The sequence below is a fragment of the Acinetobacter sp. WY4 genome (assembly GCF_018438165.1).
Lineage (GTDB): Bacteria > Pseudomonadota > Gammaproteobacteria > Pseudomonadales > Moraxellaceae > Acinetobacter.
Map to the genome: position 1 here is coordinate 1,476,064 of NZ_CP053947.1, position 21,539 is coordinate 1,497,602.

The following is a 21,539-nucleotide window of genomic DNA, read 5'->3' on the forward strand; positions in this document are numbered from 1 at the left end:
TACTTATAGAGATATCTAATTAACTTGACTAACAATTAAGAGTAAATTAACTCACCTATTCATAACCATAGCTCATGCCTAAAAAATCCAGTCAGAAAGCTTCAAAATCTGGTTAAAGGACTTAAATAGACCAAAATCCAATTCTCTTTTAAGAGCCAACTAAAAGAATTCAGTAGATAAGATCCACATATAAACTGTCTTTATAAACTCCAGCTGGGGTCAAAGCAGAAGGTTGTTCAGCTAGTTGTACCAATACAATAAATTTACTTAGGCTAGTTGCCGGTTGGGATATCGGCATATTCCAACGGGATGAGGTCGCCCCAGAAATATACATTTGTGTTCTTATTTTATGATTGTGCTCATTAACCAAATAACTACTGCCATTAGTGCTGGTTAAGTTTCTAGAATTAAATTGAATAGCATAACTGCTATCACACCTTACGATAAAAGAAGTCGCAGCTTGGCTCAGATAAGAGGAGTTCAATTTGAGTTCTGATACTGTCGATCGATCAATCTGACAACGTTGGGCATGACTTAGACTGGTGAATAATAGAGAGAACACAAGTACAGTAAATTTAAGTTTCATTATTTTTCATCCTTTATTTACAGATAAGCGTAGATAGTCCGCTTTCTTCTTTTTGATTTTCTGTAACCGTCAATTGTGCAAAGCAAGTTTTAGATTCGGTGCTGATGATTTTAATATTGTAAGTATTTGGAATAAGCCCATATAGAGTGACCGTACCGTCCGATGAGATAGGATAAACCTCCCCACCATCATTATCGATATATAACTCTGAACCGGCTGTGAATTTATGATTATTACTATCTACAGGCAAAATCGTGACCTGTTTTGTATTATATATAGGGAAATTAATAATATACCCCCGCTGATCTAAAGCAGTAAGCCTCTTGGTTGCATAAGGAATCTTAGCTTCGACTGGTAATTGATTCTGATCAAAACCAATATCATAATTTACATAAGGAATAATATCATGAACAAAGGTATAGCCTTTCTTATTCGTTTTATCTACTACAGATAAAGACCTTAAAACATCGACATCCTGATAATCTCCCACACTAACAACAGAAAATGCATTATCAACCAACTTGGTAAAATTGAATTTATTATTAAGAAAAACAACCGCACCACGATAGTTTAATTGTGATTCAGACTCATTATCTCCCTCTATATGATAAAAACCTAAATCCCCAACATCTGTTTTCAATCGCCCATTGAAATTATATAGTGTTTCATCTTCGAGTCTATTTACACCTGTTTCATAGTCAAATCCAACCTGATTAGGATTACTTTTTACAAATTGCAATTTAGTTCTTTCATCTGTTGAATGACTAAAATAAACTGCTTTATCATCATCAAAACTATAGCTAAGTGATAAGACAACTCCAGAATCCCGATCATCACCAAATGAGCTAAAATAACTCAAACCTAGGCTTCCCTTCCTACCTAGCCGACGATTAAACCCTAAATTTAAAGTTTTACGATCATTTTGAAAAAATGAAGGAATCTCATCTTCCACGCGCATTTCTTGCTGATGAAAACTCTGGGCAGCATAATTCAAATAAATATTATGCAAGAGAGGAATATTGCTCATTCCCCCATAAATTAAATATTCATACTTAGGATAACTATAAAAATTATCCAGGTCATCACCTAAATATTTAAAATCTCTTTCTGTATATTTCGCACTTGCACCAAGTGAAACTCTTCCGAAATCCTTTGCAGCAGATAATCCATATGAATAATTAAAATTATTAAGTTCATCGTGTGAAGCTTGAACTACACTATCCAAAACCAAATAATGACTAATAGCTTGAGTCCATAGAAAGCCTAAATTTTGCAAGTCTTCGCTATAAGAAAAATTAGAACCAAGTGTTGTCCAATTAGATACCCCATAACGATAATAAAGGTTAGAGAAAAAATTACGATAGTCATTACTTTCTATATTATAGTTATAACGCAACTTTCCTAATGAAACATTATATTCACTAAGATCAGATCTTAATAGCCGATTCGTCACCAGAATAGGAAAACTTTGTACACTCCTATTCCCTAATACATCTTCAACAATAATTTGTGCATTTCCTGCCTGTTGAATTTGTGCACCAGTTTGAAGATTGAAATCACCAGGACTGACTCTTTGGCTATATATACTTACCCCATTAATATACAAATCAACTGTAGAAGGAACACGCGCACTTCCCTGTAAGATTGGAGTATTCCAATAAATAAAATTTGGTCGCTCAGTAAAATTAGTTCCCCAGTTTAAACCGGCAAAACGTAAAGAATTAATTAATGGATTATATACTGTAGTTGTATCTCCTAAAGTAAGCTGAGTCATACTTTTAGGAAATTCAAAGTCAATACTAGTGCTGAGTCGAGTAAAATACTCATTCAAAGGATGATTATAATATGCTATTGAGTTCTTAAAAATCCAATAGTCTTTAAAGACACCCAGATCTGTCAGGCCGTTATATAAAGAATTCGTTTCTCTGTCTATTTTTGAATTTAAATAGGTAAAATCATAATTTACGAAACCTCCAAAACTGGCTCTCTCTGGCATAGTCTGCAACTGGGAGATCTGTGTACTTGATTTAAACAGTTGGGTAGGTATGGTGAGATTAATTGTTTGCTTAGAGGCATCGAAATTAGATTGAATATTCCGGTCCGAAATAAGACAAAACTCATCCCGAGAAGCCATTTTTGATAATTTAGATATATCAATATCTCGTTCCGACAATATATTGCACTCTATGTAAAAATTATCATCACTTTTTATTAAAATAATATCTATATTATGATCAAGCTCGTTTATCCAAAGATTAGCAAAAAATTCATCATCAGGATTCTGGTTAGCATTAGCATTACATAAGAATAAAATATTAACTAGAATAATTATTTTTCTATTTAACTGCATAATATAATCCTTAATTATAATTTTAATCCATAAGCTTTAACTCTATTTCCTCATGCGACTTATCTGTCATTACTTTAACAAAATAATTACGAGGATTATTTATTTTAACGCCTTCCAACTCATAAAAAATACTCTTATCTTTAAGTGCATATTTCATATTATTACTAGTAAAAACTTCTTTCTTATTAGAATCTAAAATTTGTAACTTTGAAATTTGAATATGAGATTCTGCTTTATTTTTAACTATAAGCTTATCATTCTCAATATTAAAATTTAATTTTAAGTTATCTTGCTTTCCAATAAATAATGGCAGGTTAAAATTCATCAAGAAAGTAATAGATGATTCTTTTACAGGTTGAGGTAATTCCTCAATTACAATGCGCCAGGCACCCTCTTCCCGACCATCCAATACAGATACTATTGGACGATTAAAACCAACACGTATAACTTGTTTCCCATTAGGTTTTAAAATAAAATTTCTTGGATTAATTATAAGAGTATCATCCTTCTCCAACACATCTTCACCTTTATCATTTTGATCCCATTTAAATGCTTTCACCTCAAATATCTTTTTTTCTACTTCATTTATAGACTCTAAAGTAAGTGTTGTTGTTTTTTGTTTTTTATCATTAAATATATACATTTGCACTGGATCAATTGCAACATCCGCCTTCCCGCCAGAAAAATAAAAAAAAGATAAAAAAAATAATATAGTTGTTTTTCTCATATTATAATTTTCCATTTAAAAGTATAATGAGGCAACCTAACCCAACATAAATATCAGGTTAGGTTGATTAAAATAAATTAGTAGTAAGCTTTAATTAGATAGCGATCGGTATAATTACCTGCTAACTGTGTAGCATCAACTGCAGTATTGGTAACTGCAAGTGTATAATTATCAACTGCTTGACCAGCATGATTTGAATTACCAAATGGAACAGCACCTGCAGCACCTTGTTTAGTCGTCACAATTGTTGTAGCAATTGTTTTAGATGCATCTGTTTCATGTTTAACAAACGTAGTATTATTAGCACCGGCATTTGCAGTTTGTAAATTTAGAACATAAGGGGTATTTGTTGTAATTGAATAATTTGTAGTTTGGGTTCCACCAGCAGCAGATAATACTATTGCATTTCCACCAGTTAAAACACATTTCTTATTAATTTTAAGTGAAATTGGAATTTCTTTTTCACAGCCTAAAGTATTACATTTACTCCAGTCAATTGGTGGTTTAGGAGGATGATAACCACCTCGAGCTGCTTCATCTTCTGCAAAAGATGCCGTAGAACAAGCACCAAGAACTAATGCCGCTAATGCCGATTGTGTAATTTTGTTCATGATTTTCTCCATTTCTTTTTAATAAAAGAATATGTATATGTAGTTATTTTAACGATTACGCTTTAACTCTTATTATTATGAGTAAAGTTAAGTAACCGTTAACTTATCTTATTATCTTTGACCTAAAAATATGCAAAAGTTTATTATTCACAATACTACTCTCTATTTTTGGTTTTTTATTTTTTTAAAAAATTTAATCCTATACTTATAAAAGGTTAAGACAAAAAATAAATTGATACAATTTAAAAATATTTCTAACTATGTCAAATAAAAAGAATAAAATAATCTTTAAATTTTATAAAAAACAATTAAACCACTAATTTTATTATTTTTTTATAATTTACCTTAACTTACAAAAAAATAAAACAAAGTTACGAAATTTACAAATAGTTGTAAATTATGCAACTTTATTTAAGAAATGTGTGATTTTGTCGAAACTTTTGCTTTCTTTTTCACACATCAAGACTTTTCTTAGCTATGAAAAACTTTCTAAAAAGCAATAATTAATATAAATTAACTAAAAAAACAATATGTTAATATACAATAATCTTCTTTCATAAATAAAAATTGAACACTATTTTGCTTAATATTCGTCCTCTAATTTTCTTGGCATTCGTGCCTAATTTATGAATGAAACACATCGATTCAAAAAGTTTTCAGAAACACAGTTTAAGCGATATACAGGCATATCATGGTCAACTTTTTATTCAATGGTTGATCAATTGAAGAAACATGTTTTAACTCAAGGCAGACCGCCCAAGTTAAGTATTAAGGATCAGATTCTGCTCTGTCTAAGCTATTGGCGAGAATACCGAACCTTATTTCACGTTACTACGAGTTACGGAGTTTCAGAGCCAACAGCCTCAAGAATTGTAGGTCATGTCAAAGATTGGCTGATCAAGTCTGAACTAATACAATTTATAAAAGAACTCTAATATATGAACCGCTACCACAATTACAGCTATTTAATCTAAATCAACTGAATTAATAATTTTTCTTTTTAAAGACCATGTTTCTGTATCAACTAAAACAGTGAATAATTCAATATTATTATTCCGACTAAATTCTTTTAACTGTAAAATTTTAGGAACTTTATAACCATCGATTAAATTATCATACTTCCTTCTTTGATCACGATAACTATTTTCCCCAAGATATATCTCAACAAATGCATCTGATGGGATGCTTTTTAAGAATATACTTCTTGAACCAATATATTTTCTTTCCCACTGCTCTCCATCCAACTCAAATCTCTTATCTTCCTTTGAATGATAAGAATGGTATTCCTCACTCCCCAAACATTTCATTACCCTAACCTCCTCTTCATACGCCCAACATAATTGCTTATAAAGAACAGCATGTTTTAGTAATCTCTCATGAGATTCCCACCATATATGATGCTTACTTCCAATTTGCATTAATTGCACGGCATCTATTGAATTAATTGTTGTGGCACTGTATTCACATAAATTATCTCTCCTCTCTGAGCAGGTATCGTATAATTTTCAAAACTTTCTAAACCTGCCTTCTCTATATCAATCCCGATCACCATTCCTTTATGACTATCTGCATAATGAGACCACATTAAAGGATTTAAGGGGGCTCGAGTTAAAGACAATACTGCATATTTATTGATAAACCGACTTCTTACAGCTTGCGTTTCTACACCAACATTTACCGTTTCCCCCATTAAAGCTAAAGCCGTCACCTCAAATGGATCATTAAAATCGCGCGGCAAAGAAAAGCCTAAAGTACTTGTTTCTAATATTTTTAAACCAGCATCAAAGCCAACATATTTATATAAAATCATTAGACCTTGTATCTTGGAGGTTGTAGTGATTAGCTTCCACTATATGCAAATTGTAGAGTTTGTAATAGACCTAAGACTTTTAGTCTGTGCAAGAGATAAAACCTACAATTTGCCCTAACCACTTGCACAACTCTGGACGGTAACTAAGCACTTTGATGCTGCATTCACAAGAAAAGACGGTGCTTATGCTAAAACAATAATTGAATAATTAAAGCAGGTAAAGATTATGTTTTATCTTGGTATTGATGTTGCTAAAGCTAAAATTGATTGCTGTTTAATTTTAGAAAATTCTGCAAATAAAAAGAAAACCAAAACTTTTTCAAATACACCAAAAGGTTTTGAGCAACTTCAAATCTGGCTAAACCAGCATGCTGCAACTTCTACGCAGACCATTATCTTAATGGAAGCAACATCTATTTATCATGAACTCTTGGCTAAATATTTATTTGATGAGGGCTATCAAGTCTCTATAACCAATCCTGCCAGAGCTCGATATTTTGCTCAGAGTATGTCTAAGCTGAATAAAACAGACAAGGTAGATAGTGAGGTTCTAGCTCGATTTGCGATGACTGCCAATCTACATTTTTGGCAACCTTTACCCAAACATATTCAATTGCTGAATGCTTTACTGGATAGAAGAGCTGTTCTTTGTGAAGATTTACAACGTGAAAAGAATCGTTTGGAAAAAGCAGAGTCTACCTTCACGATGGAACCTGTACTTCAGTCTCTCTACAAGAGTATTGAACAGTTAAACAAACATGTTCAGGGTATCGACCAACAAATTGATGATCACATTGATCAGAATCCTGATTTAAAAAATGATAAAGAACTGCTCAGCAGTATTCCAGCCATTGCAGATCGAACTAGTTTATTAATGCTCAGTTTCTTGCGCAGTCATACTTTTGAAAGAGCTAGTCAAGCGGCCGCCTTTGTTGGCTTGGTGCCCACTCAAAAGCAGTCAGGTAGCTCCATTCATGGCAGAAGCCATTTATCCAAAGCGGGCTCTTCCAAAATACGTGCCGGTTTATATATGGCAGCCATTGTCGCAACTCGGCATAATCCTCATATTAAAGGGATGAATGAAAGATTATTAGCTAATGGTAAAACCAAAATGATGGCGATTGGAGCTGCAATGAGAAAGTTGGTTCATCTTTGTTATGGTGTACTCAAACACCAACAGCCTTATCAAGCAGATTATTGAGCATGAATTTTCGATAATTTGCTTGACGTTTCAGACGGTATCTCTTGCGTTAGTCAAAATTTAATCAGTGATAAGCGTTGATTTTTAAATAAATATCAAAGTCTAAAATAATACTTTCGCAAGAGGTCTATTATTCTTATCCAATAAAAAACCCCGCTTTGGCAGGGCCTTTATAGCATAAAAATCAGCCAATTAAGAGATTGGTTTTTCTATTTATCAACGATTTTGTTTGCTTGGCTCCAAGATATTAAAAAATGGGAAAGCACTGCTTTCCCCATTTTTTAAGGCACGTAAACATAGAAATAAAAAACCCACTCAAATTAAGTGGGTTTTCGCATTCAAATCAATTGATTCGAGAAATTAGTTTTTCTCTTTATCTACGATTTTGTTTGCTTGGATCCAAGGTACGAAAAAAGAGGCAAGCGCTGCTTTCCTCTTTTTAAGGCACGAAACCTTAGTTCTTTTCTTTATCTACAATTTTGTTCGCTTGAATCCAAGGCATCATCGCACGTAACTTGTTACCAGTAACTTCGATACCATGAGCAGCATTTTGACGACGACGAGCAGTCATAGATGGGTAGTTCAACGCACCTTCTTGAATAAACATCTTCGCGTATTCGCCAGATTGAATACGTTTAAGCGCATTACGCATTGCTTCACGAGACTGTTCGTTGATTACTTCAGTACCCGTTACATATTCGCCGTATTCAGCGTTGTTTGACACTGAGTAGTTCATGTCCGCGATACCGCCTTCGAACATCAAGTCAACGATCAATTTAAGTTCGTGTAGGCATTCGAAATACGCCATTTCTGGAGCATAACCAGCCTCAACAAGAGTTTCGAAGCCCATTTTAACAAGTTCAACAGCACCACCACAAAGAACTGCTTGCTCACCGAAAAGGTCAGTTTCAGTTTCTTCACGGAATGAAGTTTCGATGATACCTGTACGGCCGCCACCTACGCCTGAAGCGTAAGAAAGAGCAACGTTACGCGCATTACCAGAAGCGTCTTGGTGAATCGCGATAAGGTCAGGAACACCTGAACCACGTTGGTATTCAGAACGTACTGTGTGACCAGGAGCTTTAGGCGCAACCATGATTACGTCTAAGTCAGCACGTGGAACAACTTGGTTATAAAGAATCGAGAAACCATGAGCAAATGCTAAAGTAGCGCCTTGCTTGATGTTTGGCTCAATTACGTCACGGTAAAGTTGAGATTGGAACTCATCTGGAGTCAAAATCATCACTACGTCAGCTTGTGCTACAGCAGCAGGAACTTCAGCAACTTTAAGACCTGAATTTTCAGCTTTCTTCCAAGAAGCAGAGTTCGCACGTAAACCTACAGTTACGTCAACACCAGAATCTTTCAGGTTAAGCGCATGCGCGTGGCCTTGTGAACCGTAACCAATGATCGCTACTTTCTTAGATTGGATGATAGATAAGTCACAGTCTTTATCGTAAAAAATTTGCATTGCTGTCTCCGCTTAAATGCTTGTTTGTCCGTTAAATCAGGCAATGACCCTTAAATTTACATTGCCTGATACCCTCTTCTTATTCAGATGAGGAAATACTTAAAATTTAGATGGTGAGTACTTTTTCGCCGCGTGCGATACCTGATACACCTGAACGAACCACTTCTAAAATCGTGTGTTCTGCAAGTGCATCAATAAACGCATCCACTTTTTCAGTGGTACCCGCGATTTGAATGGTATAGGTTGTTGGTGTTACATCGACAATCTGACCACGGAAAATATCTGCCGTACGTTTGATTTCGTCACGCGATGAACCCAATGCTTTGACTTTAATCAGCATCAATTCACGCTCAATATGTGCACCTTCAGACAGGTCAACCACTTTCACCACTTCAACCAGCTTGTTAAGCTGTTTGGTAATTTGCTCAATCTTGTGATCATCACCATAAGTGGTCAATGTCAAACGTGAAAGTGTTGGATCTTCAGTCGGGGCAACGTTCAATGTTTCGATGTTGTAGCCACGCTGTGAGAACAAACCCACTAAACGAGAAAGCGCGCCTGATTCGTTTTCTACGAGTACAGAGATAATATGTCTCATTTCGTGCGCTCCCCTTTAGCCAACCACATATCCTGCATCGATTGACCCGCAATCAACATCGGATAAACGTGTTCGGTACGATCTACCATAACGTTAATAAATACGCACTTGTCGTTAATTGCCATCGCTTCTGCAAGCTTCGACTCTAGTTCATCGGCATGATTAATCTGAATACCGACATGACCATAGGCTTCCATCAGTTTGGCAAAATCAGGCAATGAATCTACATAAGAACTTGAATGACGTCCTTCATAGTTCATATCTTGCCACTGCTTCACCATCCCTAAAGACTGGTTATTCAGGCACAGGATTTTGACGTTCAGGCCATATTGCTTACAGGTCGACAGTTCCTGGATACACATCTGAATCGATGCTTCACCGGTGATACACACCACTTGCTGTTCCGGGTATGCAAGCTTCGCAGCCATTGCATACGGCAAGCCTACACCCATGGTGCCTAGACCACCTGAGTTGATCCATTGACGTGGACGTTTGTATTTGTAATACATCGCACCAAACATCTGATGCTGACCGACATCAGAAGTAATGATCGCTTCGCCATTGGTCACTTTATCCAATGCCTGAACCACTTGTTGTGGCTTCATCACGCCATCAACACCCGCTTCAAAACGACCGCCATGAACCTTGCGCCATTCATTGATCTGTTTCCACCATGCCGCAATCGCTTCAGGATTTGGCTTAGAAACATTAAGCTGTTTCAACTGGTTCAACATCTCATTCAGTACAGGCTCTACAGCACCGACAATTGGAATGTGCGCCATAATGGTTTTTGAGATTGTCGCTGGGTCGATATCTATATGAATGACTTTAGCATTTGGACAGAATTTTGCAGGATTGTTGGTCACACGGTCATCGAAACGCGCACCCACACACAGAATTACATCTGCATTGTGCATGGTCATGTTAGCTTCATAAGTACCGTGCATACCCAACATACCGATGAACTGTTCATCATCACCCGGGAATGCGCCAAGACCCATCAAGGTATTGGTCACTGGATAACCCAATAGATGCGCAAGCTCTGTCAACTGTGCTGAAGCATTGCCTTGAACCACACCACCGCCTGAGTAAATAACTGGGCGTTTAGCATGGATCAGTTCTTCAATCGCTTTACGAATTTGACCTGAGTGACCACGGAACGGTGGCTGATACGAACGCATCTTCACTTTTTCTGGGTATTCGTAAGCAAATTTCTCTGCAGGATTGGTCGCATCCTTTGGAATATCAATCACTACAGGACCTGGACGACCTGAAGACGCAATATAGAAGGCTTTCTTGATAATCACAGGAATTTCGCTGGCATGACGCACCTGGAAGCTATGTTTCACGATAGGACGTGAAATACCGACCATATCGGTTTCCTGAAATGCATCTTCACCAATCAGATGACTCGCAACCTGACCTGACAAAATCACCATCGGGATTGAGTCCATATAGGCCGTTGCAATTGGGGTCACCGTGTTGGTTGCGCCCGGACCTGAAGTCACCAGCACAACACCGGTCTTGCCTGTCACGCGTGAGTAAGCATCGGCCATGTGACCAGCAGCCTGTTCGTGACGTACTAGATAATGATTGATTCTGTCTTGTTGAAATAGCGCATCATAAATATGAAGAACTGCGCCGCCTGGGTATCCAAAAACATGTTCAACGCCTTCGTCCGCTAATGCGCGAACAAGCATTTCACCACCAGATAGAAGTTCCAACGTGATTCACCCTAATATTATTCACTGCACAAATGGGAGGCATTTGCAGTGTTTCGTTTGTTAACTGTCTGCACTGTTATAGCACACAAATTTCATAGTTTTCAAAGCAATAGGAAAAAAATCTGATCTCTTCGCTGTTCGAGCAATACGGGATCTAAAACATGTTGGGATAAACATATTTTGCTTAGCTTTGTTCAATTTCTCGGCTAGAAAAATCGCCCACTGCATGAAATGACACTTAGTCGAAGGGTGATCGATCTAAGGCATATAAAACTATTGCAGCATTCTTGTGTTTTCAGGCTTTAAAGTCAAGTTTAAAAAACAGACAATCCATACTTACTAGTGCCTAGATCTGCTGTTTTTAACAGCAATATCAGCTCATAGCCATGCATTGACTGTCTTGTCTATTCATCTAATCCAATAAAATTCATAGAGTTAATGGTTTAATTTTATAAATTTTTAATATGTCTTATATAAAAAAAATGAATGAATTTTTATTAAATGAAAGGAAATTGTTTATCAATAAATTTTGTATACGAAGATTTGTCTCTGATTTCTTATACGCTAGATTGAGCTTATTTAAGCAGTTAGCTTTGAATAAAGCAGATAAAAATCCATCATTTTTACTGAAAATATCACTACAATAATTGCAGTATTCCATGCCTAGCAAGCCGAGGCCCAAGAACAATGAAAATATCTTTTTTAACCGCCTTCAGTTTGAGTTGCGCAGTTGTTTTGAGCATCTGTAGCACCAGCGCTTCCGCGATCCAGTATCATAAATGGGTCGATGCGAAAGGTGTCACGCATTATACCAAGACGCCACCACCGAAATCTGCGAAAAAAGCCACCACAGTGGATACCTATGGCTGGAAAAATTCAGCACCAGCATCATCTAGAACGACTGAAACTGAAGTGCAAACCGAGAACACATCCCAAGAAAAACAGCAACAAGCCCCTCAAGTTCCTGTGAATCAGGACCAGCAACAACGTGAAGCCAACGAAGCTTTGCAGCAATCTAAAAATCGTGCAGTCGCTTTATAAGACAGCTTCATATAGAACAGCGTGTTTTTTCTTCGGGAAATGCCGGCGCAAAATTCACTTTTAGGTGCATTTTGCGCTATGCTGTGCAACAGACTTTTTTCACCGTAATTCACTGATACGTTTATGACTACTCACATTGATTCCGAATATCAAGCCAGTGCGATTGAGCCTCAAGTCCAACAGGATTGGGAATCTCGCAAAGCCTTTAAAGTTGCCGACAAAGTAGAAGGTCCACGTCGTTATATTCTCTCGATGTTCCCTTACCCAAGTGGCAAGCTGCATATGGGTCATGTGCGTAACTATACGATTGGTGACGTGATCAGCCGTTTCCATCGCTTAAAAGGTGAAACGGTCCTACAACCAATGGGTTGGGATGCTTTCGGTCTACCTGCTGAAAACGCAGCGATTGCACATCAGGTTGCACCAGCAAAATGGACATTTGAAAATATTGCTTACATGCGCGACCAGTTAAAAAAACTCGGTCTTGCAGTGGACTGGGATCGCGAATTTGCGACCTGTACCCCTGAATACTATCGCTGGGAACAATGGTTATTTGTTCAACTTTATAAAAAAGGCTTGATCTACCGTAAGCTTTCAACCGTGAACTGGGATCCAGTTGATCAGACTGTTCTTGCCAACGAACAGGTTGAAAATGGTCGCGGCTGGCGTTCAGGTGCATTGGTAGAAAAACGTGATATTCCAATGTACTACTTCCGCATTACCGATTATGCGCAAGAGTTACTTGACGACCTAGACACGCTTAAAGATGGCTGGCCACAACAGGTCCTGACCATGCAGCGTAACTGGATTGGCCGCTCACAAGGGATGGACATCACCTTCCCTTCAGCAAATCCAGAAATCTATGCAGACGGTTTAACGGTATTCACTACCCGTGCCGATACCTTGATGGGTGTGACCTATGTTGCAGTTGCAGCAGAACACCCGATGGCGCTGAAAGCGGCTGAAACAAACCCAGAATTGGCTGCATTCATTGAAGAATGCCGTATGGGTTCTGTGGCAGAAGCGGATCTTGCGACTGCCGAGAAGAAAGGCATGGCAACCGGTCTTTCTGTGAAGCATCCTGTGACTGGCGAAGAAGTTCCGGTCTGGATCGCCAACTATGTATTGATGTCTTATGGTTCAGGTGCAGTGATGGCGGTTCCATCACATGATGAACGTGACTTCGAATTTGCCAATAAATATAGCTTGACCATCAAGCAAGTGATTGATGCTAAAGGCGCAGATGATGCTGACTTTGATGCGACTCAATGGCAAGAATGGTACGGCTCTAAAGACGGTAAACTGGTTAATTCAGGCGAATTTGACGGTTTAGATTTTCAGGGTGCATACGATGCATTTCTTGCTAAATTAGAACCAACAGGCCTGGCAAGTTCTAAAGTTCAATTCCGTTTACGTGACTGGGGTGTATCTCGTCAGCGTTATTGGGGTTGTCCAATTCCAATGATTAACTGTCCATCATGTGGTCAAGTGCCAGTACCTGAAGAGCAGCTTCCTGTGGTTCTTCCGACTGACGTTGTTCCAGATGGTTCAGGTAACCCGTTGAACAAAATGCCTGAATTCTACAAAACGTCATGCCCAAGCTGTGGTGGCGATGCTCGTCGTGAAACAGATACGCTGGATACCTTCGTGGAATCATCTTGGTACTATGCACGTTATGCATCTCCCGACTTTACGGGTGGCATGGTGAAACCTGAAGCAGGTCAAACCTGGCTTCCTGTGAACCAATACATCGGTGGTGTTGAACACGCGATTCTGCACTTACTTTATGCACGCTTCTTCCACAAATTGATGCGTGATGAAGGCGTGGTACAAGGCAATGAACCATTCACTAACTTGTTAACGCAAGGGATGGTGCTAGCAGATACCTTCTATCGTGAAGCAGACTCAGGTAAGAAAACCTGGTTTAATCCGGCAGATATCGAGCTTGAAAAAGACGAAAAAGGCCGTGTGCTTTCTGCCAAATATAAAGAAGATGGCCAAGACGTTATCGTTGGTGGTCAGGAAAAAATGTCGAAATCGAAAAATAACGGTATCGACCCGCAATCGATTATTGACCAGTATGGCGCAGATACGGCACGTGTGTTCATGATGTTCGCGGCTCCACCTGATCAATCACTTGAATGGTCTGATGCCGGTGTTGAGGGTGCAAACCGCTTCCTGAAACGTGTATGGCGTTTAGCAACAGGCTTCCTTGAAAAAGGTAACGGTGCATCAAACATCGACAAAGCGGCACTGTCTACGGCTGCACAAGACTTGCGTCGTAAGACACACGAAACCATCCAAAAAGTCGGTGATGATATTGAACGTCGTCATGCATTTAACACTGCCATTGCTGCATTGATGGAACTTTTAAATGCTAACAACAAATTTGAAGCTCAAGATGACAATGACGTTGTGGTTGCACGTGAATCAATTACCACGCTGTTAACTTTACTTGCACCATTTGCACCGCATTTAAGCCAGACTTTATTGGCTGAATTTGGGATTGAATTGAATTCAACTTTATTCCCTGCGGTAGATGAATCTGCGCTGACACGTAATACACAAACCATCGTGGTTCAAGTGAACGGTAAGCTTCGTGGTAAGCTTGAAGTATCTGTAGATGCCTCTAAAGATGACATCTTGGCTCAAGCCAAAGCATTGCCTGAAGTTCAGCAATTCTTGACGGGTCCAACCAAGAAAGAAATTGTGGTACCGAATAAATTAGTGAATTTGGTGGTTTAAATCCTTAAGTTCCCTCTCCTCTCAGGAGAGGGCTAGGGAGAGGTAAATATATAACCCCTCATCCTAACCTTCTCCCAGAGGGAGAAGGAATTTTCTGAAGGATTTCACAATTCCCAAACAAAGCCCGTTGCCAGCCAACGGGCTTTGAATTTACAATCCAGTTCAGGATTTCAAATATTCCCCTTCGGGAAGCATAGAGGGCAACACATGCATTTGGGCAAACATTTAGCAGCAATTGTTTTAACTTGTGGTCTGAGTGCAGGCTTAGTCGGCTGTGGCTTTCATCTGAAAGGAACCAATCCGAGCTCCGCCCCTGTTGCTTACTCTGTCATGAGCCTGTCTTTACCGCCCAATACTGAAGAACTGCAAGAGAAACTGGCAGTTTACCTCGGTGCTGCAGGCGTACAGCTGAGTAATGCACCCAATGCTTATGTGTTACGTGTCCTGGATTACACCCCTCGCCGTCTGGAACTGAACGGTAAACTAGTTGAAACCTTGTTACGTTTAAACGTGACTTTCCGGATTGAAGATGCACAAGGCAATCCGATCACTGAACCACGCACTGTCGTGGCAACACGTACGTATCAATATGATATTGAAACGGTCAACACCGATGACCAGGAACAAAAATATCTGAATCAGGTCATTATTGATGATGTGGCGCAGCAGATCGCGCGTCAGATTTCATCGAACCGCTTACCCTTAGCCAAACAAAATACCTCAGCGCAACCTGCTCAATAAGACCTCTTTATGAAACTTGATTATCTGCAAGCCCTGAAACGTGTCGATGAAGCTCGCGGTGCTTGGGTCTTGCATGGTCAAGAGCCTTTGCTGGAACAGAATTTAATTGATGCCTTTCGGGCCAGCTGGCAAAAGCAGGACATTGAACGTCAACGCTATGACATTAGTTCGGTCGCCGACTGGAAAACCGTCTTTAATGCCTTGAACAGCTTGTCGCTGTTTTCAACCCAGTTGGCGATTGAAGTACATGGCAATATCAAACCGGATGCCAGCGCAATCAAGTTACTGAAAAACTATTTGCAGCATAATGAACAAAACCTGCTGTTGGTGGTGATGCCCAAACAGGATAGTAATAGCCTGAAATCCAGTTTCTTTCAGCTGATTGATGCCAATGGTGTGAATGTTTCGCTGGTGGCCAATTATCCAAAAGACCGGCAGCAGATTCTGGGTATTGAAGCTGAAAAACTCGGCATTCGTTTAGCCAATGATGCCTGGCAATGGCTGGAACAACATCATGAGCACAACCTGCTTGCAGCAAAGAACAGCCTGATGCGGGTTAGCGATACCTTTGCTGAAGTCGATATCATTCAGGTTGATCATTTATATGCATGTTTACAAGATCAGTCACGTTATAGCACCTATGATTTGAGCGATGCCCTGCTACAAGGTAATCTTTCCCAGTCGATCAAAATTTTTCAGTATCTAGTCGTTTCAGGTGAACCGATGAGCCTGATTTTATGGAGTCTCAGCAAGGAAATGCGTCTGTTGATGCAGCTGTTTGAACAACCGCAAAATGCCTTGCAAATCGGGATCTGGAAAACCAAAGTCGGGTTATATCAACAAGCCTTGCGCCGTCTCAGCCCACAGACTTTTCTGGCCTGGCCGCGGTTATTATTAAGAATTGATGCCTCAATTAAAGGACTCGGACATGAAAATCCGGAGCATTTGGTACTACAGGCGATTTCCAGTATCTGTGGCAAGCCCCTATTTCACTAAGTCTTTGTCAAAATTCGAAAAATAAAATAATAATCATTCCTATTAGTTTAAAAAAATACACGATTTATCCTAATTTCGCTTTTATAATCGTTCACAATTCTCTGATTTTGAACCGATATTGATCATGCCAAAAATAAAACCGACGAAATTGATTATGGCCGCCGTGATTGCCATTGCGCTCATCGCTGCGGGGTGGTACTTCCTCAAACCCAAAGAACAGCCTCCGCAATATATTACGGCTGAAGTCACCCAAGGCGATATCGAAAGCTCTGTACTGGCGACTGGTATTCTGGAAGCGACCAAGATGGTCAGCGTGGGGGCGCAGGTTTCGGGTCAGGTCAGAAAAATGTATGTAGAACTGGGCGATCAGGTCAAGCAAGGTCAGCTGATTGCGCGGATTGACTCCGTTCGTCAGGAAAATGATTTAAAAACCGCTGAAGCCAGCATTAAAAATCAGATGGCACAACTTGCAGTAAGACAGGCGAATTTGGCTAAAGTTGAAGCTGAATACAACCGTCAGAAAGCCATGTATGCACAGGATGCCACTTCTCGCTCAGAGCTGGAATCGGCATTTGCGAACTATAAAACGGCGCAAGCGGATATCACCGCCATCAATGCACAGATTGAACAGTCGCGTTTGACGCTGGCGACTGCCAAAGAAGATCTTGGTTACACCCAGATTGTGGCGCCGATGGATGGCACGATTGTGGCGATTGTGACCGAAGAAGGTCAGACTGTAAACGCCAACCAGAGTGCGCCGACTATTGTGAAACTGGCAAAACTGGACACCATGACCATTAAAGCTGAAATTTCTGAAGCAGATGTCATGAAAGTTGAAGAAGGTCAAACGGTTTATTTCACTACCTTAGGCAATAACGAGAAAAAGATTTACGCCAAACTGCGTCAAGTTGAGCCTGCACCCAATTCAATTAATACCGATAGCAATACATCAAGCTCATCGTCAAGTTCTGCGGTTTATTACAACGCATTGTTCGATGTCCCGAATGAAGATGGAAAATTGCGTATTGATATGACGGCGCAAGTTTATATCGTGCTGGATGAAGCCAAAAATGTACTGACCATTCCTGCTGCGGCCATTCAAGGTTCAAACCGTTCGCCACGTGCCAATCGTGGTGAAGCGCGTGGTGAGGGTTCTCGCGGTGAAGGCAGTCTGGCATCACGTCCTGAAGCTGAATCGGCTCAAGGCAATCGCCCTGCCGGTGAACGTCCAGCGCGTCTAAACCTGTCTGAAGCAGAACTTGCATTGATTGAGCAAGGTAAAGCACAACGTGGCATGGTTCGTGTCTTGCAAGCCGATGGTACTGCAAAACCAACCCCTGTATTAATCGGTTTGAATAACCGCGCGACTGCGCAAGTGCTGAAAGGTTTAAAACGTGGTGATCAGGTGGTGATTGCCGATGGTTCTGATACCTCCAATGATGCAGCAAAACGCGGTGGCAATAGCCGTGGCCCAATGAGAATGTAAGCATGAATTCACAACAACAGCCTCTCCTCGAGGTGAAAAATCTGGTTCGTGAATTCCCTGCGGGTGAAAGCACGGTCCAGATTTTAAAAGGGGTGAATCTGGAGATTTATCCGGGTGAACTGGTAGCGATTGTCGGTCAGTCCGGTTCCGGTAAATCGACCCTGATGAACATTCTGGGTTGTCTGGACAAACCGACCACGGGTAGCTACAAGGTCAAAGGCCGTGAAACCCGGGAACTGGAAGCGGATGAACTGGCGCAATTACGCCGTGAATATTTCGGCTTTATTTTTCAGCGTTATCATCTGCTGGGCGATTTAAATGCAGCAGGCAATGTCGAAGTCCCTGCGATTTATGCCGGTGCGGATTCATCTGAACGGCATGCGCGAGCCGTCAAGATTCTGACTGATCTCGGTCTGGGTGAAAAAACCCAGAACCGTCCGAGCCAGCTCTCTGGTGGTCAGCAGCAACGGGTTTCGATTGCCCGTGCGCTAATGAATGGCGGTGACGTGATTCTGGCCGATGAACCGACCGGTGCATTGGACAAGAACAGCGGTATTGAAGTGATGCGTATTTTGCGTGAACTGAATGCCAAAGGTCATACCATCATTCTGGTCACGCATGATCATAATGTAGCGAAAAATGCGACGCGGATTATCGAGATCTCGGACGGCAATATTATTTCTGATCAGCCCAATGTTCCTGAAGTCGAAGAGCATCTGGAAAAACAGCCGCTAATCCGCAGTGAACAAAAGAAGATTTCTTCATGGCGTTCTGCAGTTGACCGTCTCGGTGAAGCTTTCCGTATGGCCTTGCTGGCCATGAATGCACATCGCATGCGGACTTTCTTGACCATGCTCGGAATCATTATCGGTATTGCTTCGGTGGTCTCGGTGGTGGCACTCGGTAATGGCTCACAAAAGCAGATTCTGGAAAATATCAGCAGTCTGGGGACCAATACCATTACCGTATTTCAGGGTCGAGGCTTTGGGGATAATTCCAGATCTTCACAGTCCAAAACCCTGATTCCGGCCGATGCCGATGCGCTGGCTGAACAACCGTATGTCGATGGCGTTAGCCCATCGGTGAATAGCAGTGTCACCGGCCGTTATAAAGAAATCGAAGCTTCAACCACGGTCAACGGCGTCAGTGAGGATTTCTTCTATGTGCGTGGCATGACCTTCCAGTCCGGTCAGCCTTTTGACCGCAGTAGTATCATGCAACAGGCGCAAGATGTCGTCATTGACACCAATACCAAAAATACCTTCTTTAAGGATGGCACCAATCCGGTGGGTCAGGTGATTTTACTCGGGAGCGTACCGAGCCGGATTATCGGGGTGATTGACGCGCAAAAAGGCATGATGGGCAATAATGACAGCCTGAATGTCTATCTGCCGTATTCCACCGTGATGAGCCGTATGCTGGGTCAATCCAATGTTCGCAGCATCATTGTGCGGATTAAGGATGAATACCCAAGTGCGGCGGCTGAAAATGCGATTCTGAATCTGCTGGTACAGCGACATGGCGCGCAGGATGTGTTTACCCAGAATGCCGACAGTATTCGTGAAACCATTCAGCAAACCACGGCGACCATGACTCTGCTGATTTCAGCAATTGCGGTAATTTCACTGGTGGTCGGCGGGATTGGCGTAATGAATATCATGCTGGTATCGGTAACCGAACGTACTCAGGAAATTGGTGTGCGTATGGCGGTGGGTGCCCGTCAAAGTGATATTTTGCAGCAATTCCTGATTGAAGCCGTTCTGGTCTGTATCTTGGGCGGTATTTTGGGTGTGCTGCTTTCCCTCGGGATTGGCCAATTAATTACCCATTTTGCCGGCGGTACTTTCCAGATGGCGTATTCAACCACTTCGATTGTAGCGGCCTTTGTCTGCTCAAGCCTGATCGGGATTGTGTTTGGCTTTATCCCGGCACGTAACGCTGCTCGTCTGAATCCAGTCGATGCGCTCTCTCGCGAATAAGGAATCTGATATGCAAATGAATTTAACCAAGCTTGCCAGTGCCCTGTTGCTGGGAAGCTCGCTGGTCGGTTGTGCCGCAGTGGTGAAAACCCCCTATGAACAGCCTGCGATCAATATGCCGGGCAGCTTTCAAAACAATAAGGTGCTTAGTCAGCAGATTCATGCCGATATTCTGGCAGATCAATGGTGGACTTTATTTAAAGATCCGCAATTAAATAATTTGGTGAATGAAGTATTGGCGCAGAATACCGACCTGGCAGTGGCTGGCATCAGTTTACAACAGGCCCGCATTCAAGCCAGACAGGCTCAAAGCCAGCAAGGCGTTCGTGTCGGTGATGCAAGAATTTCAACGGGCCATCGTTTTAGCCTAGATGGTGGTGGCGATTCTTCGACCGGTATTTCTCTGGGTTATCCGGGTTTAAGCTATGAACTGGATCTGTTTGGCAAACTGGCCAATCAGACTGAAGCGGCACGCTGGGAAGCACTGGCCTCTGAAGAAGACTTGCAGGCAACCGCACAAAGCCTGATTGGCACCACGGCACAATTGTACTGGCAACTGGCTTATCTGAATGAACGTTATAGTGTGGTACAGCAAAATCTGGCGACCGCGCAAAAAACCTATGATCTGGTGCGGGTGCAATATCGTGCCGGCGCAGTATCCGGTCTGGATTTAACCCAGGCGGAACAGGCAATTCAAAGTCAACAGGCGACTTTAAGCCAGATTGAACAGCAACGTGTGGAAACACGTACCGGACTCGCGGTATTGCTGCACATGCCGGTTCAACAGCTCGCGATTCAAGAGCCAAGTCGTTTACCGAATATTCAATTGCCGAGTATTCAGGCCGACTTACCGGCAAGTTTATTGTCACGTCGTCCTGACCTTCGAGCGACTGAACTGCGCTTGCGTAAGGCACTGGCCAATAAAGATGCCAACAAAGCCAGCTACTATCCATCCATTAGTTTGACCGGTAATCTGACCACCGGTATTGGCAGCAGTACGTCCCTCTCCAATGCACTGAAAAATCCGGTTGCAACTTTAGGTGCTGGCCTGACTTTGCCATTCCTGCAATGGAATGACATGAAACGTGATCTGCAAGTCAATGAGCTGGAATACGAAAAAGCGATTATGCAATATCGCCAGACCATGTATGAGGCCTTTGCCGATGTGGAAAATGCCTTGTCGAATCGTACTGAGCTCACTAAGCAGGTTGCATTACAGCAACGCAATGTTGAGCTGGCAGAAAGAACTGAACGCTTGACTGAAGTGCGTTATCGTAATGGTGCAGTGGCCTTGAAAAACCTGCTGGATGCGCAGGAAACCACGCGCAATGCACGGCTGTCATTGGTGCAAACCAGACAGAACCAGTACAATGCCTATGTCACCTTGATGCAGGCATTGGGTGGTAGCCCGATTAAACAATTACCTTAACAAAGCTTGATCCATAAAAAACCGCTGCCCGACAGCGGTTTTTT

The 21,539-nt window shown here is 41.2% G+C and carries 17 protein-coding genes; 9 read left to right on the forward strand and 8 right to left on the reverse strand.

What is annotated here, in order from left to right:
• Positions 1-599: 599 nt before the first annotated feature.
• The 3 genes from G4D73_RS06985 to G4D73_RS06995 form a co-directional block, all read right to left on the reverse strand.
• Positions 600-2,936 carry a fimbria/pilus outer membrane usher protein gene (locus tag G4D73_RS06985; RefSeq protein ID WP_180038816.1) on the reverse strand — a complete coding sequence of 779 codons (2,337 nt, stop codon included), beginning with the start codon at positions 2,934-2,936 and terminating at the stop codon, positions 600-602.
• A 22-nt stretch (positions 2,937-2,958) separates the two neighbouring features.
• Positions 2,959-3,663, reverse strand: a complete 705-nt coding sequence (locus G4D73_RS06990) for a molecular chaperone (RefSeq protein ID WP_180038817.1) — start codon at positions 3,661-3,663, stop codon at positions 2,959-2,961.
• A 77-nt stretch (positions 3,664-3,740) separates the two neighbouring features.
• A complete protein-coding gene (locus G4D73_RS06995) occupies positions 3,741-4,274 on the reverse strand; it encodes a hypothetical protein (RefSeq protein WP_071850440.1) in 534 nt (177 codons plus the stop codon).
• A 710-nt stretch (positions 4,275-4,984) separates the two neighbouring features.
• On the opposite strand from G4D73_RS06995, the gene G4D73_RS15705 reads away from it, so the two are divergent.
• Complete coding sequence (locus G4D73_RS15705; RefSeq protein ID WP_373687391.1) at positions 4,985-5,209, forward strand: helix-turn-helix domain-containing protein; 225 nt, start codon at positions 4,985-4,987, stop codon at positions 5,207-5,209.
• 30 nt (positions 5,210-5,239) lie between these two features.
• Here the strand turns inward: G4D73_RS15705 and G4D73_RS07005 are convergent, their stop codons facing one another.
• Positions 5,240-5,701 carry a DUF2971 domain-containing protein gene (locus tag G4D73_RS07005; protein ID WP_228305200.1) on the reverse strand — a complete coding sequence of 154 codons (462 nt, stop codon included), beginning with the start codon at positions 5,699-5,701 and terminating at the stop codon, positions 5,240-5,242.
• 5 nt (positions 5,702-5,706) lie between these two features.
• On the reverse strand, positions 5,707-6,084 hold the full coding sequence (locus G4D73_RS07010; protein WP_228305201.1) for a DUF2971 domain-containing protein: 378 nt from the start codon (positions 6,082-6,084) through the stop codon (positions 5,707-5,709).
• Between the two features lie 226 nt (positions 6,085-6,310).
• On the opposite strand from G4D73_RS07010, the gene G4D73_RS07015 reads away from it, so the two are divergent.
• On the forward strand, positions 6,311-7,285 hold the full coding sequence (locus G4D73_RS07015) for an IS110 family transposase (RefSeq protein ID WP_213687689.1): 975 nt from the start codon (positions 6,311-6,313) through the stop codon (positions 7,283-7,285).
• A gap of 454 nt (positions 7,286-7,739) precedes the next feature.
• Here G4D73_RS07015 and ilvC read toward each other — a convergent pair whose 3' ends face one another.
• The 3 genes from ilvC to G4D73_RS07030 form a co-directional block, all read right to left on the reverse strand.
• Positions 7,740-8,756 carry a ketol-acid reductoisomerase gene (ilvC, locus tag G4D73_RS07020; RefSeq protein ID WP_004278368.1) on the reverse strand — a complete coding sequence of 339 codons (1,017 nt, stop codon included), beginning with the start codon at positions 8,754-8,756 and terminating at the stop codon, positions 7,740-7,742.
• Positions 8,757-8,862: 106 nt separating this feature from the next.
• Positions 8,863-9,354 (reverse strand): acetolactate synthase small subunit, encoded by a 492-nt coding sequence (gene ilvN / locus G4D73_RS07025; RefSeq protein WP_004278369.1) that lies wholly within the window; start codon positions 9,352-9,354, stop codon positions 8,863-8,865.
• A complete protein-coding gene (locus tag G4D73_RS07030; RefSeq protein ID WP_180087092.1) occupies positions 9,351-11,078 on the reverse strand; it encodes an acetolactate synthase 3 large subunit in 1,728 nt (575 codons plus the stop codon). Before G4D73_RS07030 ends, ilvN begins: the two co-directional genes overlap by 4 nt.
• A gap of 687 nt (positions 11,079-11,765) precedes the next feature.
• Here G4D73_RS07030 and G4D73_RS07035 point away from each other — a divergent pair.
• The 7 genes from G4D73_RS07035 to G4D73_RS07065 all read left to right on the forward strand — a co-directional run bounded on the left by G4D73_RS07035 (position 11,766) and on the right by G4D73_RS07065 (position 21,495).
• Positions 11,766-12,119, forward strand: a complete 354-nt coding sequence (locus tag G4D73_RS07035) for a DUF4124 domain-containing protein (RefSeq protein ID WP_213687690.1) — start codon at positions 11,766-11,768, stop codon at positions 12,117-12,119.
• Positions 12,120-12,242: 123 nt separating this feature from the next.
• Positions 12,243-14,864 (forward strand): leucine--tRNA ligase, encoded by a 2,622-nt coding sequence (gene leuS, locus G4D73_RS07040; RefSeq protein ID WP_213687691.1) that lies wholly within the window; start codon positions 12,243-12,245, stop codon positions 14,862-14,864.
• Between the two features lie 207 nt (positions 14,865-15,071).
• Positions 15,072-15,605 carry a hypothetical protein gene (locus G4D73_RS07045; RefSeq protein ID WP_005103222.1) on the forward strand — a complete coding sequence of 178 codons (534 nt, stop codon included), beginning with the start codon at positions 15,072-15,074 and terminating at the stop codon, positions 15,603-15,605.
• 9 nt (positions 15,606-15,614) lie between these two features.
• Positions 15,615-16,601 carry a DNA polymerase III subunit delta gene (gene holA / locus G4D73_RS07050; RefSeq protein WP_085064524.1) on the forward strand — a complete coding sequence of 329 codons (987 nt, stop codon included), beginning with the start codon at positions 15,615-15,617 and terminating at the stop codon, positions 16,599-16,601.
• 124 nt (positions 16,602-16,725) lie between these two features.
• Entirely contained in the window at positions 16,726-18,087 is a 1,362-nt protein-coding gene (locus tag G4D73_RS07055; RefSeq protein WP_213687692.1) for a MacA family efflux pump subunit, read from the forward strand.
• A 2-nt stretch (positions 18,088-18,089) separates the two neighbouring features.
• On the forward strand, positions 18,090-20,066 hold the full coding sequence (locus G4D73_RS07060) for a MacB family efflux pump subunit (RefSeq protein WP_213687693.1): 1,977 nt from the start codon (positions 18,090-18,092) through the stop codon (positions 20,064-20,066).
• Between the two features lie 10 nt (positions 20,067-20,076).
• A complete protein-coding gene (locus G4D73_RS07065; protein ID WP_213687694.1) occupies positions 20,077-21,495 on the forward strand; it encodes an efflux transporter outer membrane subunit in 1,419 nt (472 codons plus the stop codon).
• Positions 21,496-21,539: the final 44 nt, after the last annotated feature.

Bases quoted from the DNA above. Each gene is read 5' to 3' on its own strand.
- holA (WP_085064524.1), top strand. From the start codon at position 15,615: ATGAAACTTGATTATCTGCAAGCCCTGAAACGTGTCGATGAAGCTCGC.
- ilvC (WP_004278368.1), bottom strand. From the start codon at position 8,756: ATGCAAATTTTTTACGATAAAGACTGTGACTTATCTATCATCCAATCT.
- G4D73_RS06995 (WP_071850440.1), bottom strand. From the start codon at position 4,274: ATGAACAAAATTACACAATCGGCATTAGCGGCATTAGTTCTTGGTGCT.
- G4D73_RS07010 (WP_228305201.1), bottom strand. From the start codon at position 6,084: ATGATTTTATATAAATATGTTGGCTTTGATGCTGGTTTAAAAATATTA.
- G4D73_RS07035 (WP_213687690.1), top strand. From the start codon at position 11,766: ATGAAAATATCTTTTTTAACCGCCTTCAGTTTGAGTTGCGCAGTTGTT.
- leuS (WP_213687691.1), top strand. From the start codon at position 12,243: ATGACTACTCACATTGATTCCGAATATCAAGCCAGTGCGATTGAGCCT.
- G4D73_RS07060 (WP_213687693.1), top strand. From the start codon at position 18,090: ATGAATTCACAACAACAGCCTCTCCTCGAGGTGAAAAATCTGGTTCGT.
- G4D73_RS06990 (WP_180038817.1), bottom strand. From the start codon at position 3,663: ATGAGAAAAACAACTATATTATTTTTTTTATCTTTTTTTTATTTTTCT.
- ilvN (WP_004278369.1), bottom strand. From the start codon at position 9,354: ATGAGACATATTATCTCTGTACTCGTAGAAAACGAATCAGGCGCGCTT.
- G4D73_RS15705 (WP_373687391.1), top strand. From the start codon at position 4,985: ATGGTTGATCAATTGAAGAAACATGTTTTAACTCAAGGCAGACCGCCC.
- G4D73_RS07055 (WP_213687692.1), top strand. From the start codon at position 16,726: ATGCCAAAAATAAAACCGACGAAATTGATTATGGCCGCCGTGATTGCC.
- G4D73_RS07015 (WP_213687689.1), top strand. From the start codon at position 6,311: ATGTTTTATCTTGGTATTGATGTTGCTAAAGCTAAAATTGATTGCTGT.
- G4D73_RS06985 (WP_180038816.1), bottom strand. From the start codon at position 2,936: ATGCAGTTAAATAGAAAAATAATTATTCTAGTTAATATTTTATTCTTA.
- G4D73_RS07065 (WP_213687694.1), top strand. From the start codon at position 20,077: ATGCAAATGAATTTAACCAAGCTTGCCAGTGCCCTGTTGCTGGGAAGC.
- G4D73_RS07045 (WP_005103222.1), top strand. From the start codon at position 15,072: ATGCATTTGGGCAAACATTTAGCAGCAATTGTTTTAACTTGTGGTCTG.